Below are 17,594 nucleotides of genomic sequence, written 5' to 3'. Positions count from 1 at the left end.
TCCCTTTATTAGTTACTTATCAAGCAATTACTTTTGCTTACGACGACGCATAAATGCGAACGGCGCAGCAAGTAATGTTAACCATGCTAGTGAACCTGACGATTTTTTCTTCTTAGGTTCTTCAGCAACAACGTCTTCGCTTGGGTCTTGAGTTACAGCAATAGTAATCGTCACCGCTTCAGACATATTGCCTGCAGAGTCAACAGCTGTCACTGATACTTCGATAGAGGTTGTTTGCTCATAATCGATTGCACCCGCAACCATTAATTCACCTGTATCGCTGATGCTGATGCTATCACTGCCTGTCACTTCATAAGTTGCGATAGGAGTCAGATCTGCATCTGGGTCAGTCGCAGTCACAGTGCCAATTACAGTACCTTCTGCTGCGTTTTCTTGAACCGTGAACTCACCAAGATCAGCATCGATTACTGGATTAACTTCTTCTGGCTCGTCAGCAACGTTCATAACTTCAACAGTCACCATCGCAGGTTCAGAGATATTGCCTGCAGAATCTGCAGCAACAACTTCAAGCTCAATAGACGTAAGGCCTGCATCGTAATCTAGCATCTCTGCATTCATTACCACAACTTCTCCAGCCGCGTTTACAGAAACCGCTGTAGAAGAAGAGCTCAGTACGATGTACTCAGAAATTGGATTTGCAAGTTCAGCACCGTAAGTCGCTTCAAGCATACCGATAACAGTACCTTCTGCGCTATTTTCAGCAACGCTGAACGAAGCATCGGCAAGCTCAGGCGCTGTATTAGCATCTGCACTCGGTGTTGCTGCGTATGCTTTAGAACCAGAATCAGATAGGATCATGAAGTCTGCACCAGCGTTCAATAATGTTGCTGAAGCGCCTGGTTCAATTGAACTTACAGCCTCACCAGATTCATCAACAAGCGCTGCATAGACATCATTTGATGCATCAGTGAATGTATATGTGCCCATTGCAACATCGCCTTCGCCTGATGCAATTGGAGTCCAAGTTTCTTCTTCTGTACGGAAACGTACATTTGCAGTTGCTTTACCAATATCATCAGCCGTTAGACCAAATGCACCTAAACAACTTTGCATCGTTAGATGGTTATTACCAATAATTTGGTAAATATTATTAAGATTACCTGAAGAGCTACCGTAGCCATGAGTGAAGGTAATAGCAGTGCCTGGCTCAACATCGTAGAACCATTCTAACTTGCCATTTTGTACTGTAACGTCGTACGTGCCATCCTGATCAAGGTCGAAGTCGGCCATGAAGCCACCCACATAAGAGTGAGTGATACCATCATTTAGTACCATAGTTGTTAAGGTTACATAACCGCTATCACAGACCTCTGCTGGTACTGCAAATGTTTCAATCGATGCGCCAACTAAGTCTAAACGTTGATCTTCATCGACTTCATCAGTCGCTACCGTTGGTGCAAACACAGGCTCTAAAGCAACAGCGCCAGTATTTGTCAGTTGGTGAGCAACACCATCATCAGTCATGACTGGCATAAAGCTCATTGCTGCATTCGCTTTTGGCAATACGTGGTAAACAAGGTGGAATGCTTTCTCGTCACCATCTGAGAATATTAACGCACCGTCTAACTCAAGGTTCGTTAAATCCGTCGTTGAGTCTTGAGAACCAATGTTGTCATCAGTCAAAGTCCACTCAGGTAATGTTGTCGGGTCGATTGTCGCAGTGACATCAAATGACAGCATTTGACCAGCTGGAACTGTGATTGTTTCTGGGTAATCAAGTGAGAATGAACCACGTTCTATATCGTCTTGATAACGCTGTTCAAGTGAAAGCGTATAAACCTTTGCTTCATTTGAGAAGTTTTTAACGTGAACAGTTTTAGTTAGTTCTACTGTTTCTGATGCATTTACTAAACCAAACGAAAGCGCAGCTTGTTTAGTATCTGCAGCCCACGCAGCAACTGGTAAGTTAGCCGCTTTATTTACGTCAACTAAACCTGCCCCGATATAACTAATTGGCGCAAGCTCAGCATCAGGGTTAATCGCTAATGGCTCCATTGTGACATTGAGGTTAGCGGTATTCATTAGCGTAGCTTTTAACTCAAGTGCATTACGTTCAGGCAGTGCTTCTTTTAATAAGCTCACCGCACCAGCCGTGATTGGACCTGAGAATGAAGTACCTGTTGCGCCAGTAAGACCATCACCTAAACCTGGGTGAGCAGTCATGATGTTTACACCTGGTGCTGTAATTTCAGGTTTTAACAGACCACCCATTGAAGGACCACGCGATGTGAAGTCAGCAATAGCGCCAGAAAGAACTAAACGTTCAACTGTTAGGTTAAATGTACCGCCTGCTTTAAGTGCTGTACCTGCGGCAAATGTTACGCCGACAGAAGGGATAGTTACACTTGGATCAGAACCACCCATAGGAGCTGGCGTACCATCATCGTTATTGTTTGCAATAATAACAAACTCTGCACCTTTAGCTTGTGCTGCTAATACTTTAACTGTAAATGCACATGCACCACGGTCGATGATAACTCCCTTACCAGTAAAATCTACGTCATCAGCAAACGCTTCACATGCTGTTTGGTTCGCATCTGGGTAAACAAGTTCAATATCGTCATTTGAGAAACTAAACGCAGTTTGAGGACCAAAACTTGCTGGCTGCACAATTGCTTCTTCGCCATTAACTGTACCACTACCAATTGACTCAGCACCTGTAGGGTGAGTCATTGCCCCAACAGAAAGAGCATGCTCAGTGGTACTTGGGCCACCAACGATAAATGGATATGCGCCATCATTACCTGCAGAGATAACCACGTTGGTACCTAGTTTAACTGCTTGGTTGATGAATAAGCCTACAGCATCATTTGCAATATCACCGTAATCACCACCTAAAGACATGTTGATTACGTCAACACGGTCACTGATATCACCATTACCATCTGGGTCCATTGCACTTTCAAGCGCTAATAATTGCGCAAGACCAGGACAACCACTATTACATACAGAGTAAACAAATAAATCTACGTTTGGTGCGATACCGTTAACCGAGTGAGAAACGTGTGTACCATGATTTGTATCTACATCAATTGGATCATTATCATTATTGATGTAGTCATAACCGCCTAAAACTTTACCTTGTGGCCAATCAACTGATGCAGGATCAGCAATCGCAGCAGCATATGCTTCATCAGTACCTTCACCACCGAATGCTTTGTGTGTGTAGTCGATACCTGTATCAAGTACCGCAACGCGAACACCTTCACCTGTTGCTAAACCATTCGCGACAAGAGGTGTTGCCTCAATATAATCGGCACTGTCTGCAACATGCAATTCATAATCATAAACAGGGTAGATACCCTCAACTTGCGCGTTAGAGAGAAGCTTTGCAACGTCCTGCTTATTACCATTGACTACGATTGAGCTGACAAGTGTTGATGTTTTCGCAACAACTTGCAGCGGTAAATCCATGCTGCTAATCGCTTGCTCTACACTTACTTGTGCCGCTTGTGCTTGTGACTGAATACTCGCAATATCTGCACCACGTGATGTTGCATTTACTGTTGCTGGTGCATTTAACTTAACTAACCAACTTGTTGCTTCGCTGCGAACTTTTTGCTCTTTTTTAGTAACAGCACTTGATTTAATTAACTTTTTGCCTGCTAGATTGTATTTTGAAAAGTCATTGGCTTGTGCACTAGCGCACATTGCACTTGTTACAGCCAAAGCAACTGCTGTTCTTTTTATTAGATTTTTAGACATGGGTTCCCCTGGGATATGTTATTTTATCGTCCTAAATAGTGATTGAAACAAAGTTTCATCACCAATATAAAGCGTAAACACACTCAAGAACAACATTTCAGTTACATTATAGTTACAGTAAATTTATTATATGCGAGAAAAAAACTGACAAGACTTTGTTTTAAAAGCGTTTAATGAAAAAGCATGGGTTGTAAATATTTGTAAATGAATCAAATGCAAAAAGGTAAACATAATGAACTCAGAGGTCATTAATATTCTTACTATGGCTAAGGTGATTCAAACAGCCGTAGCCCCGGTATTCTTAATTACGGGTATTGCTGCCACATTAGGTGTGTTATCTAACCGTCTAGCCCGCATTACCGACCGTGCAAGGCAGCTTGAGCGTAAGTTAAAGGTCAGTACTGATGAAGACTTTAATAAGTCTCTAACGACTGAATTAAGAGCGTTATTAAAGCGCTCGCGCTGTATCCATATTGCATTTAGTGCAAGTGTGCTTAGTGCCTTATTAGTGTGCGCTGTGGTTATGTGTTTATTTCTATCACATATCCAATCTATTAACCTAAGCGTGACAATTGCCAGTTGCTTTGTGGCCGCTATGGCCCTGTTGATCTGTGGTTTTTTATCTTTACTAGGCGAGGTTTTCTTAGCAACCAGAAGTATGCGCCGCGGGATGATATTCGCCGATATTGATATAAATGATTAATTAAGGTTAACCGCAATACACTTGAATATTATATTGAGCTAAGATACAACTCAGTTAGTTTACTTTTATGACATCTTAAGGGGCAAAAGGAATGAAATTAAAACAATTAGTATTAGGTGCAATGCTATCTACAATGGCACTAGGCGCATCAGCAAATTCTGTATTTGAAGAACCAAGTGATGCAATCGAGTATCGTCAGGCAGCATTTTCAATGATCCGCGTACAAATTGGTGACATGGGCGATATGCTAAAAGGAAAAGTACCTTTTGATGCTGAACGCTTTCAAAAGCGTGCCAACAATGCAGCTGCACTATCAAAAATGCCTTGGGAAGCTTTTGTAGCGGGTTCTGATAAAGGCGATACATCTGCACTTGCTGCTGTATGGAGCGATAACGAAACCTTTATGAAAAAAGCAGTTGCCTTCCAACAATATGCTGATGAACTAGCAGTTGCAGCACAGAGTGGCGATGAAAAAGTAATTGGTAAAGCATTTGGCGCATGGGCTAAAGGCTGTAAAGATTGCCATAAGTCTTTCAAAGACTAGTCTAGTAATTATGTAAACTAAAAAGGCGCTGATAAGCGCCTTTTTATTATCTTGAGAAGTCTACCCAAGCAAATAACTGAGCGGCTCTGCACCCCAAGTTGTAAATAGCACCACTAAGCACACAGCAAAAATAATAAAAGCGAGCATAGGTGATTTAGTGACAGGCTCAGTGACTGAAACCTGGTCGCTACTGCCCGTTAGCATAGGTTTGACTAAATTCTTTCCCTTAATGCGGTAAATCACAATTGCCAATACATGCAACACAATGGCATACAACAAAATATCAAAGTTCAAATGATGCAACCAACCCGCAAATTCTACGGTATCTGATGATACATGTGCGACTAGCGGGCCGTCTGTTAAGATATCGTCGCTGGTCATAAGTCCCGAGGTTAACTGCACAAGTATTAAAACAAAAAATGCAATCACCATATAACTGCCCGCCGCACCATGACCTGCCTTATGCTCATTGCTTGTAAATGATTTAATTGCAGCAACAGGTGAGTGAATAAGTGCAGAGAGCTTTGCTGTTTTGCTACCAATAAGCCCCCAAACAAGACGTGTAATAATCAGCGCCAAGGTGAAGTAGCCTGCTGCAAAATGCAGCTCTAACATACCCTCTTCAGCACTAAAATAGAGTGTTGCGATGGCCGCAACTAATAACCAATGGAAGCTTCTTATAAAGCCATCCCATACTTTAACTTTAGACATTGTAACTTTCCCTTTAAAAGACGCTTATAACTTGCAGATATGAAATTTCAGCAACGGGTTCGGCTATACATTATTGCAAACTTCAGTTATTTTGACACACCTCTATTTCAGCTGTTTTGATCTGAGCCACAACAACAAACATGAGCGATAAAATGCATAAATCAACAATAAGAGCATTACTAAAAGGGTTTTTCGACATGCTCCCCTTGTGCCTTGCAGTGTTACCTTGGGGCATTTTATGTGGCTCGTTAGCCGTCCAAAATGGCTTTAGTGCTTTAGAAACACAAGCGATGTCATTGTTGGTATTTGCAGGCTCTGCGCAGCTAGTCGCAATTGAGTTAATGGCCGGCAATACCCCTTTGCTTACTATATTGTTTACCACACTCATTATTAGCTCGCGGCACTTTCTATATGGTTTAGCTATTCGCCACAAAGTCATTGATCAACCTTTTCGTTGGCGCCTTCCTGTTAGCTTTGTACTCACGGATGAATTATTTGCGTTTTCGCACCATCGCAAAGCCTACCGAACAAAAGTGCGCCTTATTTACGCGCTCAGTGCAGGGTTTAGTTTTTACATTGCGTGGAATATATGGACTTTGCTTGGCATAGTCGCGGGTAGCTTACTGCCTGACTTAACAGACCTTGGGCTTGATTTTGCCATTGCTGCCACATTTATTGCCTTAGTTATTCCTGGTGTAAAGAACCTTGCTACGTTGGCTACTGTGCTCACCGCTGGCGTTGTCGCTACGCTTTTAAAAAGCCAAGGCTTTCAGCTATGGTTAGTGACTGCAGCGCTAATAGCCATGACAGTAGGTTATTTAATTAGTCGCTGGCAAGCAAAAGAGGAGCATACACTATGATGACCACCATTTTATTGATGGCGTGTATTACCTTTTTCACACGTTACTTATTTTTGCACCGCGCATTACCGTTTAAAGTCGGCCCGAAAATGCAGCAATTTTTAAGTTTTAGCGCCCCAGCGGTACTTACCGCAATTTGGGTACCCATCGTCTTTATAAATGAGGGAGAGATTAACTTAGATTGGCAAAACCCTTATTTAAGTGCGGCTGTATTAGCCATCATTGTCGCATATAAAACACATAACATTTATTACACCACGCTTGCAGGCATGGGGCTATTTATCATTTTAAGTTAGTCTTTTTTGTCGCTAAATTTGTACTTTTGGCCTTTAAGAGCAACATACTTTGAGTTTAAAAAACTGACATCAACTCTAACACTGCTCACAGTTGGCTATAAGGTATAAAGTGTGATTAAAATTTATACTTTTATACCTATCTAAAGCGGGTTAGAATTAATTCAACAATAATAATAAGTGATACCTATGAGTGAATTTTATCAACTGAGTGCCACCAGCCTTCAAGGTCAAACTATTGATTTTAATGACTTTGAAAATAAAGTCGTCCTAATTGTAAATACGGCGAGTAAATGTGGCTTTACCCCTCAGTATGAAGGCTTGCAAGCACTCCACGAAAAATACCATGATCAAGGTCTCGTCATTATCGGCTTTCCATGTAATCAGTTTGGTAAGCAAGAACCGGGAGATGCTAAAGAAATAAAAGAAGGCTGCCTAATTAACTATGGCGTTAGCTTTTTGATGATGAGCAAGGTCGATGTTAATGGCGAACATGCACACCCTGTTTTTAGATACCTAAAATCAGAGTTACCTGGGTTTATTACCCGCAAAATAAAATGGAACTTCACCAAGTTTTTAATTGGTAAAGATGGCAAAGCTATTAAACGATTTGCTCCTTTAACAAAACCAGAGCAGATCGAAGCTGCGATTATTGCCGCATTAAATAAATAAAATCACATGCCAATAAGCAATAAAGAGGCAAAATGCCTCTTTATTTAAATTTATGCTTAGTCGTTCATGTACTCGTCAAAGTCGTCTTCGCCTAAGTTTCTGCGTAAGCGTTTTTGCTCAAGATAATCTTCTAGCCTCTTCTTAACGCGTTGCTTTTTTTTGTCATGTTGATTACGCCCAACCATTTCGTACTCGTCTTCAACAAAATCGTCATCTAGCGCATCATAACTAAATGTCTTACCCACAACCCACTCCATAAAGTGTTTGAGACCAATTTCACAAATTTAAAGTTTGCTCTGTGAATTGGCAAAGTTTAAAAAGCTCAGTGATTAATTAGTATGTAAAAAACCACCAAAATAAAGCCATATCGCCATGCTAAATGGGTGATATGTCAATATTGTGAATAAATAGCGCTAAATTCGGATTCTGAAAAGTGAGAGTTTTTTATCGTTTCGATAAAACCCATTTATGCATGTTTATTTTTTAGTTAATTTGACCAAATTTTAGTTAAAAATTTAATTCTCATAACTTCTAACTACACTTAATAAAATGATAACCCTATGAAATAAAATAAAAATATAAATTTGGCATTAAGTTTGATTATGTCTAAATGTCATTTCAAACAGGAAAGAAAAAAATGAAAAAGTTATTGTTAGTAAGTTCTTTATTTATCGCTACCAGCGCAATGGCTCATAACGATAATGATACAAATATTTCATTCAGCGGTGAGCAATGTGATGTTGAATTTAAAAATGATGTACGCATCACACCAAGCGAGTTAGAAGTATACACAGCCGATAATCGCTCTATGAAAATCATCGATCAGCACACTTTGTATATCGATGGTCAAAGCGTATCGCTTGATGCTTCACAACAGCAAGCAATTGCAGATTACTCAGACAGCTTACGCAGCCAACTTCCTGAAGTAGCAAATATCGCACTTGATGGCGTAAAAATAGCAGGCGTAGCAATTGAAGAAGTGTCAAAAGCCTTCAACATTGACGGCCTAAACGACATTTCAGAATTAATGGACGATATCAGCGTAGAAGTGCAAAACGCCTTCTATCAACAAGGTGCGTTCACAATGGGTCAGCAAAATTTTGAAAAATTTGGTCAAAACTTTGAAGACCAATTCGATGAGCAAATCGAATCAGCAGTTGAATCAGCCATGATGCAATCAATGGGCAGTATTTTGGTCGCGCTAGGCTCTGAACTTTTAGGTTCGGGTGGCGACATGAATGAGTTTGAACAACGTATGGAAAACATGGGCGCACAAATAGAAGCGCGCGTTGAAACAGAGGCAGCTCAACTTGAAGAGCGTGCAGATGCATTATGCGGCAGCTTTGCTGATATCGCTCATAAAGAGCAAGAGTTAGTGGCGCTAGTACCAGAACTAAAAGAGTATCAACTTTTTATCTTCAAACAAAACGCAGAGTAATGAATTAACATCCCTGAACCAAAACACTTGGTCCTTTCGCGCAGAGCTTGCTCTGCGCTTTTTTATTTTTTGGCCAGCACAGTAAGTTGCGATAACGTTTTAATCGCCTGCTCTAAATTTTCAGACCAAGGCAAGCCATAACTTAAGCGAAAACAACTACGGTACTTTTTACCCGCTGAAAATATCAGCCCTGGAGTAATACTGATCCCCGCCTCAAGTGCCAAATGAAATAATTTTACCGCATCATATTGGCTACCAAGATCAACCCAAATAACACAACCCCCTTGCGGGTTACTTATGCGTGCACAACTTGGCATGTGCTGCTGCAAACACCAAATCATACGCTCTTTGTTGGTACTTAAGCGCTGTCTTAGTAAACGAATATTACGATCGTACTCGCCAGTGGCTATAAATTCATACAAGGTCCACTGATTAATAAGTGGCGCAGAGCAACTAAGCGCCCTTTTATAGCGCCTTGCTTGTTCAGCAAACTTACCGGCAATGATCCAACCAATACGGTAACTGGGCGCAGCTGTTTTTGAAAATGACGCGCAGGTGATCACTAAACCCTTTTTTGAATAAGCTTGTGCAGGAGTCGCTCGCTTAGCTGTAAAATGTAGGTCGCCATAAACATCATCTTCAATAAGCACGACATCGCGCTGCTCTAAAAGTGCCACCAATTGTTCACGCTTGGCATCAGGCATAAAGCTGCCAACCGGGTTATTTAATGAGGTAGAAAATACACACGCTTTTATATCATGTTCATCGAGTGCTTGAGCCAAGTCATCTAGCCATATTCCTTCATCAGGACACAGCGGTATTTCCAGTGCCTTTAAGCCTAAGCTTTCGATTAATTCGATAATGCCAAAATAGCAAGGCGACTCGATAGCAATAACATCTCCGGGTTTAGCGACACACTTAAGGGCTATCGCCAACGCCTCTTGAGCGCCATTGGTGATCACTAATTCATCGCTATCAACCCCAATGCCGAAGTCTAAATAACGATGAATGAGTTGTTTTTTAAGTGGTGCAAAGCCATCCATCGGACCGTAATTAATTGCCGATGCCCCAGCGAGTGTCATTACCCGACGCATGGTTCTTGCCAATGCTTTATCTGTCGGTGCAGCGGCCACAGGATTGGCAATACCAAATGGCACCACATTAGCTTTGTGGATAGCGCTATATACTTGTTCTATTAAGCCTTGTTTGTTGACTGTGGTAGGTTCTCGACTCAGCCTGACTCGCTTTGGCCGCGACTGATTTAATTGTGAAGACTTTAAAAAGTAACCTGACTTTTCTCTGGCTTCAATTAGCCCCTGTCCTTCAAGTAATTGATAAGCTTGTTTTACCGTCGGAATACTAATATTAAGCTTGTCAGCCATTTTTCTGAGTGATGGTAATTTTTCACCTGGTAATAACGAGCCTTGCAAACAAAGATCTCTAACTAACTGAATAACTTGTTGATATAAGAACTCACTGTTACTACGACTGATTACTTGTGACATAGCCCACCAAACTGTATAGGTTGCATTTCTAGTTTTCTGTATATGTTAAGTATACAGAAGCGATTTAAAATGAACATACTTTCAATTTTTAGGTACTAACTATGAAAAGCGCTGCTCTCTACCTTGCTACAGTACTGATCTGGGGATCGACTTGGCTTGCTATTGAGTTTCAACTGGGTGATGTCGCTGTTGAGGTCTCTTTATTTTATCGCTTTGCCATTGCAGCTATTTTAATGTGGGCCTTTGTGCTCGTAAAAAAACTTCCTATGCAATATTCACTGCGTGATCACGGCTTTTTTGCATTATTAGCTTTATTTAACTTTGGTTTAAATTATTTAGTACTGTATTGGGCGCAGAACTACCTTACCTCAGCAATGGCTTCAATTGCCTTTTCGATGTTGTTATTGATGAACATTATTAACACCCGCTTGTTTTTCGCAAAGCCAATTGCGAAACGAATTTACTTTGGTGCTCTGCTCGGCGTAATGGGTATTGCAAGCTTGTTTTGGCCACAAATTCAGCAATTCGACTTGAGTAATGGTGCGTTGGTCGGGTTACTACTTGCGCTATCTGGGACCTTTGTGGCTTCATTGGGGAATATGGTCAGTGTTCGAAACTCTCAGCGAAACATTGGCGTACTTCAGGGCAATGCCTGGGGTATGTTATACAGCGCTTTAGGCCTAGCAGCGTATGTTTTAGTAAGCGATGTTGAGCTTACATTGAATGCCCCAACCAGTTATTGGGTATCGCTTTTCTATTTAGCTGTGTTTGGTACCGTAATCGCATTTGCTTGTTACTTCGCACTACTTAAAAATATTGGCCCTGAGCGCGCAAGCTACGTAATCGTATTATTCCCACTGGTTGCAGTGGTATTAAGTACCTTATTTGAAGGATTCGAATGGCAAGCGAATACCTTTATGGGCTTTAGCCTAGTGTTATTCGGTAATGCTATCGTGCTAACTCCAACTCGACAAATTAAAGCATTTTTTGCTGCACGTAACCTACAGCAAAAAAGCTCCGTCCCCAGTTAGATGTGGCAAGGTCACCTCTAACACCAAGCGCTGGCAAAATATGCCGGCGCTTTTTTATGGCACATGAAAACGAAGTGCTTGTTTGTGAATCTTAACTTTGGCTGGTGTAAAACCAACGAGCTCTCCATCAGCCTCAATACTAAGCCCTTTGGTGGTTACTTCCGCAGTTGTTAAACAGGTATATTTCAGCCTTTTTAAACTATGATGTTTCACAAGTAGTAAATATAAAAAGCTAATCAGGTTTTTTAACAAACCATCTGCTGGCATGCAGTAACAATCAAGCTGACCATCATTTAACTTTGCCCGAGGAGCAATCTTTAAGCCACCACCAAAGTAATGATGATTAGCAAAAATCGTCGCTAAATTACTGTAGCTAAGTGGTCTACCATTAAATTCCCCCTGAAGTGACCGTGCCTGAAATGAAAATAGCTGCTTGATACCCTGCCAAGTGTAGCCAAACGAGCTAAAACTTCCGGCTTTGTTTAATTGAGTTACCACCTCAGCATCAAAACCTATCCCCGCTACATTAATAAAATAGCGCTGATTTATTTGCCCAATATCAATGAGCTCAGTACGGCTATTGAAAACAGCGTCATGCCAAGCTTGCTGCTTGCGCGCAAAGCCGCGAGCAAAATCATTACCTGTACCTGCAGGAATTAAGGCGATAGAACAATCGCTCGTCATTAATGCATTAACAGCTAAATGTAGCGTCCCATCACCACCAATTACCACAACTTGTGTCTGGCTTTTAGCTAAAAGGGCAATATTAGCGCAATCTTGAAGAAAATTGCCTATGGTTAAATATAACTCAGGCTCAATCTGTCTTTTTTTACATTCTTTTAGTAGCCAATCAACACTATTTTTATGATTTTTTTTGTCACTTGGCTTTATTATTATCAACATTAATGGCACTTCTTTTCTTGCATGGTAAAAACACCACACTCGTTCAAATTATATTAATCTGAATAATTAGTCACTTTCTTACTCTAAAAACGCATAAATCAAAGTAACGACAATTAAAAACCTTTTATTTACTGATACTTCAACACAAAAACAACTGCATAAGCATGCAAACCTCTGCAGATATAAAAACTTAACCCCATGTTAATAAAAGACTTTCGAATTAGAAAAAGTTATCCGGCAGACTCAATTTTTATCGTTTTATTTTTGTTCAGTTTGGTTGCAAAATACTCACGTTTTCAACCAAACACAACCCGGAGCAAAGTAATGAACCCAATTAATACATTAAACCAAAACGCAGCAGCTCATGTTGCCGTAAAACCAACAAACCGCAAAGCAAAAATGTTGGCAAAGCTTAATCGCTACGGCAAAAAGTTAGCACTTGGCGGCGCAGTACAACACAAGTAACCCCCAACCATGGTTACTTTATCGGTGCAGTAAACAACCAACCACTAACGAAGATCCTTCTTTAGCTCCTCCGTTTACTGCCCCAACCCTCTTCTTTTAAGTCAAAAACTGCAAATAATTAAACCTTTTTACAAAAAACGCCCTTATTACGCTCAAAAAACAAGCAAACAAACTTTTTCCTATTTACACAGCCGATTCAGCTAAGTATTATTCTCGCATCACGACGTGGAGAGATGGCAGAGTGGTCGAATGCACCGGTCTTGAAAACCGGCAGGGGTTTGTAGCCCCTCTAGGGTTCAAATCCCTATCTCTCCACCACTTATTTTTATTTGTTGATTAATTTCAGCAAGTTACAATCAGAATTATGCGTTGGAGAGGTGGCCGAGTGGCCGAAGGCGCTCCCCTGCTAAGGGAGTATAGGGTTTGTAGCTCTATCGAGGGTTCGAATCCCTCCTTCTCCACCATTTTATTATTTAAAACCGCTTTTTAGCGGTTTTTTTATGCCTAAAAAACTTGCACACTTCAGTTAATTTCATGCATGCTAAATGTATATATATTAGTCAAAGTGATTAGTGCTATGCTCCGTTTTGCCTCTTTCGCTGCAGCCTTGTTGCTCAGCTTTTACAGCCAAGCCACGATCTATAAATGCATGATCGATAATGTTGCCACGTTTTCGCAGCAACCATGTGGTAAAGATGCCGAAATAGTTAATATCACTCCACCACCCAAAACCAAGCTACCACCAGAAAAAACGCAAGAGACAAATGAGCTAAGTGTTGAAAACTTTCTCAAAACCAAAGAAGCTGATCGCGAAATTGAGCGCTTAAAACTAGAAAGTAAAGAATTACAAAAAAAGCAAAACGAGCGTATAAAAAAAGTTTACGAAATGACCCAAGATGCTGCAAATAGACTAGGTGCAGAATCGATCGATGATGCCATTAAAAAACAAAGTGAGCGCATCAATGCCTATTATAACAGCCAGTTAAGTATCATAAATAAGCAGATTGAAAAACTAGAAGAGAGTAAAAGGCTACTTACAGAGAAGCAAGACTTCTAACTTACCTAAACTGGTCAGACATGCTATAACAGGGTTTATTAAATTATTAAGGCCTTATGTAGCAATGCACATTCATACTTTAGAAGGTTATATTCAAAACATCTATTTGGTTGAATATCCAGATAAATTGATGCTGCTTGATGGGTGTTGCCGTGCTGATGTGAATACTGTATTTGACTATATTACCGAGCAACTCAAGCGCCCCATCACAGACTTAAAACTGATAGTAGTCACCCATATGCACCCCGATCATGCCGGTGGAGCGCATGCATTAAGAAAGTTAAGCGGTGGCAAAATAGCTACGTCGAACGCCCCTGGGCAATGGTATAGAGGCATTGATGGTTTTTTAATGCATTTAACCGATATCGCTTTGGCTTGGTGGGTCGCCGGTAGGTTAAATAAAAAACGCCACAATCTTTGGTACAGCCGCCATTTAGATGCAGATTATTACCTTGCCACAGATGCAACCCTACCGGGCTTTGACGATTGGCAAGCACTGCATAGCCCAGGTCATACAGACCGAGATATTAGTCTGTATCATATTCCCAGCGAGAGAATTTACATTGCTGATTTACTGGTAAAAGTAAAAGGGCAGCTCGTGCCACCCTTTCCTGTTTTTTACCCAAAGCTGTATTTAAACTCTTTACTGATGTTAAAAGCCTTACAACCAAAACGGATTATGTTTGCCCACAGTAACGAAGTGGGTATTGATGACATCGACTTTGAGCAAATTTTAGCGCTGGTCCCCGAAAAACCAATGACGCACTGGCGTTCAGTCAAAGCAAAAGCCCGACAAGCACTTAATTTAAAGCGCTTTTCACAGTCTTGATAAATGTATCAATATCCTGCTGATCATTATAAATATGAGCAGAGACTCTTAAACCCAAGTGACGCTCATCAACAGCGATATTCGCTGCAATAAGCGCAGCTTTAACAGCGGCTTGTTGCTCGCCAAAATGCATAATGGCCGTTCCAGAACATTTGTCAGCCTGTATGGGTGAGCGCATATAATCAGCTAATTGATCATGAAACTGCGCGAGCATTGCTAAGTTATGAGCACGTACTTTCTCAATACCAAGATCAGCAAAGTAATTAATACTATGGGATGCCAAAATATAAGGTGCAACTGAAGGTGTGCCACCCCAAAAGCGCAACGCGGTTTGATGATAAGCAAAGTGCTTAATATCAAACTCAAACGGATTTTGATGAGAAAACCAGCCAACATCTTGTGGCTGACAAAGTGATAGCTGCTTGCTGTTAACCCATAAATAAGCAGCACCAGGCCCACCGCATAGCCATTTGACACTCGAGCCCAACATAAAATCGGCATCAAGCTTAGTTAAGTCGACCTCTAAAATACCCGCAGACTGCGCAACATCTAGTAAGCTCAATGTGTTGTGTTGCTTTGCGATATTGATAATTTCGTTAATAGGCGCTTGCTGACCCGTGTTTGAATAAACATGGCTAATAAAGACTAAATCAATATCATTTTTCGCTAAATATGACTGCCAAACCTGCGCACTGGTTAAATCTTCATGCTTATCAATAAACACGATTTCAGCACTTTCCGGTAAGGCTTTTTGCATTGCAAAACCCATGCTTGGAAAATCACTTTCGGCCATCAACACTTTGCAATTTTCTTGTTGAAGTCGCGGGTGCGACATCAAAAGCTTTGTTAAACCACTCGATAAGTTAACTTGTGGACAAAACAACTCACTGTGCGAGTTAAATAATTTAGCGAGACTACTCGTAAACGCCTCTACACCTTGCAACCACTGTTGCCATGGCTCTTTATTTTCATTTTGCCAAGCGGCAAAAAACTGCTGATGGAAATGCTGCTCAGCAGATTTTAATGGTCGCCCAACAGAGTGGTTAAGTAAATAGCTGCCTTGTGGAATTACAAAATCGTCTTTATTCATTACTTAATCCACTGTTTTAACTTAGTTAAATCATCGAAACGGGTGCGAATATCATCCCGTTTTGCTGCCGCACGGCGATCACGTAACTGCTCTAATGAGTTAAGTAATACATGTAAAGGCGGTCCACTGGCAGTGACTTTATCCATATGTTGTTGCTGCATTTGCTGTGAAGGCTGCGCAATGTATTTACTGACCAATTGATTATGGTGACCAATCGCAGTATCACCATGCAGTTTACACACTTGAATAAACAGCTTTAAGTTAGTTTGTAGCCACTCGCTATCGCGCTCAGCTTCTGCCGCTAAGAAGTCATCCATAATACTTGTCATACGCATGCTCTCACGCAGGATCTGCTGATCTTCAGGCATCATATACAAGAATTTATCCACCAGCATTTGCGAGTAACTAGGTTCATTAGCAAAACAAAGACCAAGCAATAAATCGATGACATTAATGCCCGCAAAATCACCGGCATTCGCACCACGATACACCTCTTTACCTACTCGATAAGGCTTGTAATACGGGCGTACACAATAGAAAAAGCGGTCTGTATCAAGCTTGTTGTATAACGTATTGTTCGACTCAATTACATCAAGCAGTGCTTGCTTTGCCACGGCAAGTAAATCTGCCGTGATAGGGTGCGATATTCCTAACGGCTGAATTTTTAATAAAGCATCCGCTGCACGCTTATACGCTAAAATGCCCTTGGTATTATAATCAACAAAGATTTTCTCATCTTCAAGGTCAGTAAAGCGCTTATACAAACCATCAACCGCTTTGTTGTGGGTGGTTAAATGCGCCGTTGCAAAACGCGGGGTAACACCAATAGATGCACCGATGTGCATTGCCAATGCAGAGGCTTCAACAAGGGGTGAGCTTGTTTCACGAGAAGGCTCAGTGATCTCATGTCGACGGCATGCCGCCATATACAAGCCAACATTACCTAATAAATCGAAAGCGTTATCAAACCCTTCATCGGTATTACCCTCTGCAAGTAAAGCACGAATATGCTCATTACCTTCTTGCTCTAATTGACGTTTAAGGTGCTCACCTACCCCCTCTACATTCGCTTTATCGTCTTGTTGCCAATATAGTTTTTCTAGTTCGCTATTGATCTCAACAAAACGAGTGCGAAGCCAGCTATCAAATGCCTTGGTGTTCTCAGTCACAGGCTCACTCCAAAATAATTATATTGCGATAATGTTAACAGAGTTCAATGAGTGCTAATCGCCAAAATATAGACTAGAATCCACCTAGATTAGTGAAAATCACTCAAATTAAAATGAAATTAGATAAAAAAGACCAACAATTACTTAATGCTCTACAAGACAATGCAAGAACTTCTGTCTCGGATCTGGCACAGTCTGTTAGCCTGTCAGATACCCCTTGCCTGCGCCGCATTAAAAAGCTCGAATCAGCGAATGTGATCAGTGGTTACCATGCTGCAATTAATCCTAAAGCCGTTGATTTAAACGTGTCTGTGTATGCCTTTGTACGCTTAAACCAAAACTCAGTTGCCGCTGCTGAGCAATTTGAACAACAAGTAGCAAAACTTGAACATGTGCTTGAGTGCTCAGTTATTTCAGGTAGTTATGATTATCTACTCAAGATTGTTGCTACAGATTTAGAAAGCTATGAAAGCTTTGTGAAACATAAATTAGGTAGTATTGATTGCATTGCTAACATCGAGTCGACGGTGGTCTTAAAACAAGCATTCACTAAGCGCCATTTACCGCTAGCTTGACGCAGCTTGCTTGCAAATAAAAC

At 41.0% G+C, this 17,594-nt stretch carries 18 protein-coding genes and 2 tRNA genes; 13 read left to right on the top strand and 7 right to left on the bottom strand.

Going from position 1 to position 17,594, the window contains the following annotated elements:
• Positions 1-27 precede the first annotated feature (27 nt).
• A complete protein-coding gene (locus tag E5N72_RS02815) occupies positions 28-3,726 on the bottom strand; it encodes a S8 family serine peptidase (protein ID WP_135923139.1) in 3,699 nt (1,232 codons plus the stop codon).
• 232 nt (positions 3,727-3,958) lie between these two features.
• Here E5N72_RS02815 and E5N72_RS02810 point away from each other — a divergent pair, with 232 nt between their 5' ends.
• Both E5N72_RS02810 and E5N72_RS02805 read left to right on the top strand, forming a co-directional pair.
• On the top strand, positions 3,959-4,429 hold the full coding sequence (locus E5N72_RS02810; protein WP_135923138.1) for a DUF2721 domain-containing protein: 471 nt from the start codon (positions 3,959-3,961) through the stop codon (positions 4,427-4,429).
• Positions 4,430-4,520: 91 nt separating this feature from the next.
• On the top strand, positions 4,521-4,973 hold the full coding sequence (locus E5N72_RS02805) for a cytochrome c (RefSeq protein ID WP_135923137.1): 453 nt from the start codon (positions 4,521-4,523) through the stop codon (positions 4,971-4,973).
• A gap of 60 nt (positions 4,974-5,033) precedes the next feature.
• Here the strand turns inward: E5N72_RS02805 and E5N72_RS02800 are convergent, their stop codons facing one another.
• Entirely contained in the window at positions 5,034-5,684 is a 651-nt protein-coding gene (locus E5N72_RS02800; protein ID WP_135923136.1) for a cytochrome b/b6 domain-containing protein, read from the bottom strand.
• A 152-nt stretch (positions 5,685-5,836) separates the two neighbouring features.
• Here E5N72_RS02800 and E5N72_RS02795 point away from each other — a divergent pair, with 152 nt between their 5' ends.
• The 3 genes from E5N72_RS02795 to E5N72_RS02785 all read left to right on the top strand — a co-directional run bounded on the left by E5N72_RS02795 (position 5,837) and on the right by E5N72_RS02785 (position 7,509).
• Positions 5,837-6,544, top strand: a complete 708-nt coding sequence (locus E5N72_RS02795; protein WP_135923135.1) for an AzlC family ABC transporter permease — start codon at positions 5,837-5,839, stop codon at positions 6,542-6,544.
• Entirely contained in the window at positions 6,541-6,840 is a 300-nt protein-coding gene (locus tag E5N72_RS02790) for an AzlD domain-containing protein (protein ID WP_135923134.1), read from the top strand. Before E5N72_RS02795 ends, E5N72_RS02790 begins: the two co-directional genes overlap by 4 nt.
• Before the next feature lie 186 nt (positions 6,841-7,026).
• Positions 7,027-7,509, top strand: a complete 483-nt coding sequence (locus tag E5N72_RS02785; protein WP_135923133.1) for a glutathione peroxidase — start codon at positions 7,027-7,029, stop codon at positions 7,507-7,509.
• A 56-nt stretch (positions 7,510-7,565) separates the two neighbouring features.
• On the opposite strand, the gene E5N72_RS02780 is transcribed toward E5N72_RS02785, so the two are convergent.
• Positions 7,566-7,754 carry a hypothetical protein gene (locus E5N72_RS02780; RefSeq protein WP_135923132.1) on the bottom strand — a complete coding sequence of 63 codons (189 nt, stop codon included), beginning with the start codon at positions 7,752-7,754 and terminating at the stop codon, positions 7,566-7,568.
• A 392-nt stretch (positions 7,755-8,146) separates the two neighbouring features.
• Between E5N72_RS02780 and E5N72_RS02775 the strand changes: the two genes are divergently transcribed.
• Positions 8,147-8,947, top strand: a complete 801-nt coding sequence (locus E5N72_RS02775) for a YggN family protein (protein ID WP_135923131.1) — start codon at positions 8,147-8,149, stop codon at positions 8,945-8,947.
• A gap of 62 nt (positions 8,948-9,009) precedes the next feature.
• Here E5N72_RS02775 and E5N72_RS02770 read toward each other — a convergent pair whose 3' ends face one another.
• The gene (locus E5N72_RS02770; RefSeq protein WP_135923130.1) at positions 9,010-10,452 is read right to left on the bottom strand and encodes a PLP-dependent aminotransferase family protein; all 1,443 of its coding nucleotides are present in this window, start codon (positions 10,450-10,452) and stop codon (positions 9,010-9,012) included.
• A gap of 101 nt (positions 10,453-10,553) precedes the next feature.
• On the opposite strand from E5N72_RS02770, the gene E5N72_RS02765 reads away from it, so the two are divergent.
• On the top strand, positions 10,554-11,483 hold the full coding sequence (locus E5N72_RS02765) for an EamA family transporter (RefSeq protein WP_135923129.1): 930 nt from the start codon (positions 10,554-10,556) through the stop codon (positions 11,481-11,483).
• Positions 11,484-11,537: 54 nt separating this feature from the next.
• Here the strand turns inward: E5N72_RS02765 and E5N72_RS02760 are convergent, their stop codons facing one another.
• A complete protein-coding gene (locus E5N72_RS02760; RefSeq protein WP_135923128.1) occupies positions 11,538-12,386 on the bottom strand; it encodes a YegS/Rv2252/BmrU family lipid kinase in 849 nt (282 codons plus the stop codon).
• Between the two features lie 324 nt (positions 12,387-12,710).
• On the opposite strand from E5N72_RS02760, the gene E5N72_RS20585 reads away from it, so the two are divergent.
• The 5 genes from E5N72_RS20585 to E5N72_RS02740 all read left to right on the top strand — a co-directional run bounded on the left by E5N72_RS20585 (position 12,711) and on the right by E5N72_RS02740 (position 14,737).
• Positions 12,711-12,851 carry a hypothetical protein gene (locus tag E5N72_RS20585; RefSeq protein WP_167350231.1) on the top strand — a complete coding sequence of 47 codons (141 nt, stop codon included), beginning with the start codon at positions 12,711-12,713 and terminating at the stop codon, positions 12,849-12,851.
• Positions 12,852-13,078: 227 nt separating this feature from the next.
• A tRNA-Ser gene (locus E5N72_RS02755) sits at positions 13,079-13,169 on the top strand.
• A 53-nt stretch (positions 13,170-13,222) separates the two neighbouring features.
• Positions 13,223-13,315, top strand: a tRNA-Ser gene (locus tag E5N72_RS02750).
• 113 nt (positions 13,316-13,428) lie between these two features.
• Complete coding sequence (locus tag E5N72_RS02745; protein ID WP_135923127.1) at positions 13,429-13,908, top strand: DUF4124 domain-containing protein; 480 nt, start codon at positions 13,429-13,431, stop codon at positions 13,906-13,908.
• A gap of 64 nt (positions 13,909-13,972) precedes the next feature.
• Entirely contained in the window at positions 13,973-14,737 is a 765-nt protein-coding gene (locus tag E5N72_RS02740) for an MBL fold metallo-hydrolase (protein WP_135923126.1), read from the top strand.
• On the opposite strand, the gene E5N72_RS02735 is transcribed toward E5N72_RS02740, so the two are convergent.
• Together E5N72_RS02735 and E5N72_RS02730 are read right to left on the bottom strand one after the other, a co-directional pair.
• Entirely contained in the window at positions 14,709-15,827 is a 1,119-nt protein-coding gene (locus E5N72_RS02735) for an aminotransferase class V-fold PLP-dependent enzyme (protein WP_135923125.1), read from the bottom strand. The genes E5N72_RS02740 and E5N72_RS02735 overlap by 29 nt on opposite strands.
• Positions 15,827-16,996, bottom strand: coding sequence for a monodechloroaminopyrrolnitrin synthase PrnB family protein (locus E5N72_RS02730; protein WP_135923124.1), 1,170 nt, complete (start codon positions 16,994-16,996; stop codon positions 15,827-15,829). Before E5N72_RS02730 ends, E5N72_RS02735 begins: the two co-directional genes overlap by 1 nt.
• A gap of 113 nt (positions 16,997-17,109) precedes the next feature.
• Here E5N72_RS02730 and E5N72_RS02725 point away from each other — a divergent pair, with 113 nt between their 5' ends.
• Positions 17,110-17,571: an Lrp/AsnC family transcriptional regulator gene (locus E5N72_RS02725; protein WP_135923123.1), complete on the top strand. Its 462-nt coding sequence runs from the start codon at positions 17,110-17,112 to the stop codon at positions 17,569-17,571.
• The last annotated feature ends 23 nt before the right edge of the window (positions 17,572-17,594 follow it).

This window comes from Pseudoalteromonas sp. MEBiC 03607, assembly GCF_004792295.1.
Classification (GTDB): domain Bacteria; phylum Pseudomonadota; class Gammaproteobacteria; order Enterobacterales; family Alteromonadaceae; genus Pseudoalteromonas; species Pseudoalteromonas lipolytica_C.
The sequence above is the reverse complement of the archived record's forward strand: the minus strand, read 5'-3'. Positions and strand labels throughout refer to the sequence as shown.

What these genes read in the sequence shown, in the direction of transcription:
- E5N72_RS02815 (WP_135923139.1), bottom strand. Translation starts at nt 3,726, where the DNA reads ATGTCTAAAAATCTAATAAAAAGAACAGCAGTTGCTTTGGCTGTAACA.
- E5N72_RS02810 (WP_135923138.1), top strand. Translation starts at nt 3,959, where the DNA reads ATGAACTCAGAGGTCATTAATATTCTTACTATGGCTAAGGTGATTCAA.
- E5N72_RS02805 (WP_135923137.1), top strand. Translation starts at nt 4,521, where the DNA reads ATGAAATTAAAACAATTAGTATTAGGTGCAATGCTATCTACAATGGCA.
- E5N72_RS02800 (WP_135923136.1), bottom strand. Translation starts at nt 5,684, where the DNA reads ATGTCTAAAGTTAAAGTATGGGATGGCTTTATAAGAAGCTTCCATTGG.
- E5N72_RS02795 (WP_135923135.1), top strand. Translation starts at nt 5,837, where the DNA reads ATGCATAAATCAACAATAAGAGCATTACTAAAAGGGTTTTTCGACATG.
- E5N72_RS02790 (WP_135923134.1), top strand. Translation starts at nt 6,541, where the DNA reads ATGATGACCACCATTTTATTGATGGCGTGTATTACCTTTTTCACACGT.
- E5N72_RS02785 (WP_135923133.1), top strand. Translation starts at nt 7,027, where the DNA reads ATGAGTGAATTTTATCAACTGAGTGCCACCAGCCTTCAAGGTCAAACT.
- E5N72_RS02775 (WP_135923131.1), top strand. Translation starts at nt 8,147, where the DNA reads ATGAAAAAGTTATTGTTAGTAAGTTCTTTATTTATCGCTACCAGCGCA.
- E5N72_RS02770 (WP_135923130.1), bottom strand. Translation starts at nt 10,452, where the DNA reads ATGTCACAAGTAATCAGTCGTAGTAACAGTGAGTTCTTATATCAACAA.
- E5N72_RS02765 (WP_135923129.1), top strand. Translation starts at nt 10,554, where the DNA reads ATGAAAAGCGCTGCTCTCTACCTTGCTACAGTACTGATCTGGGGATCG.
- E5N72_RS02760 (WP_135923128.1), bottom strand. Translation starts at nt 12,386, where the DNA reads ATGTTGATAATAATAAAGCCAAGTGACAAAAAAAATCATAAAAATAGT.
- E5N72_RS20585 (WP_167350231.1), top strand. Translation starts at nt 12,711, where the DNA reads ATGAACCCAATTAATACATTAAACCAAAACGCAGCAGCTCATGTTGCC.
- E5N72_RS02745 (WP_135923127.1), top strand. Translation starts at nt 13,429, where the DNA reads ATGCTCCGTTTTGCCTCTTTCGCTGCAGCCTTGTTGCTCAGCTTTTAC.
- E5N72_RS02740 (WP_135923126.1), top strand. Translation starts at nt 13,973, where the DNA reads ATGCACATTCATACTTTAGAAGGTTATATTCAAAACATCTATTTGGTT.
- E5N72_RS02735 (WP_135923125.1), bottom strand. Translation starts at nt 15,827, where the DNA reads ATGAATAAAGACGATTTTGTAATTCCACAAGGCAGCTATTTACTTAAC.
- E5N72_RS02725 (WP_135923123.1), top strand. Translation starts at nt 17,110, where the DNA reads ATGAAATTAGATAAAAAAGACCAACAATTACTTAATGCTCTACAAGAC.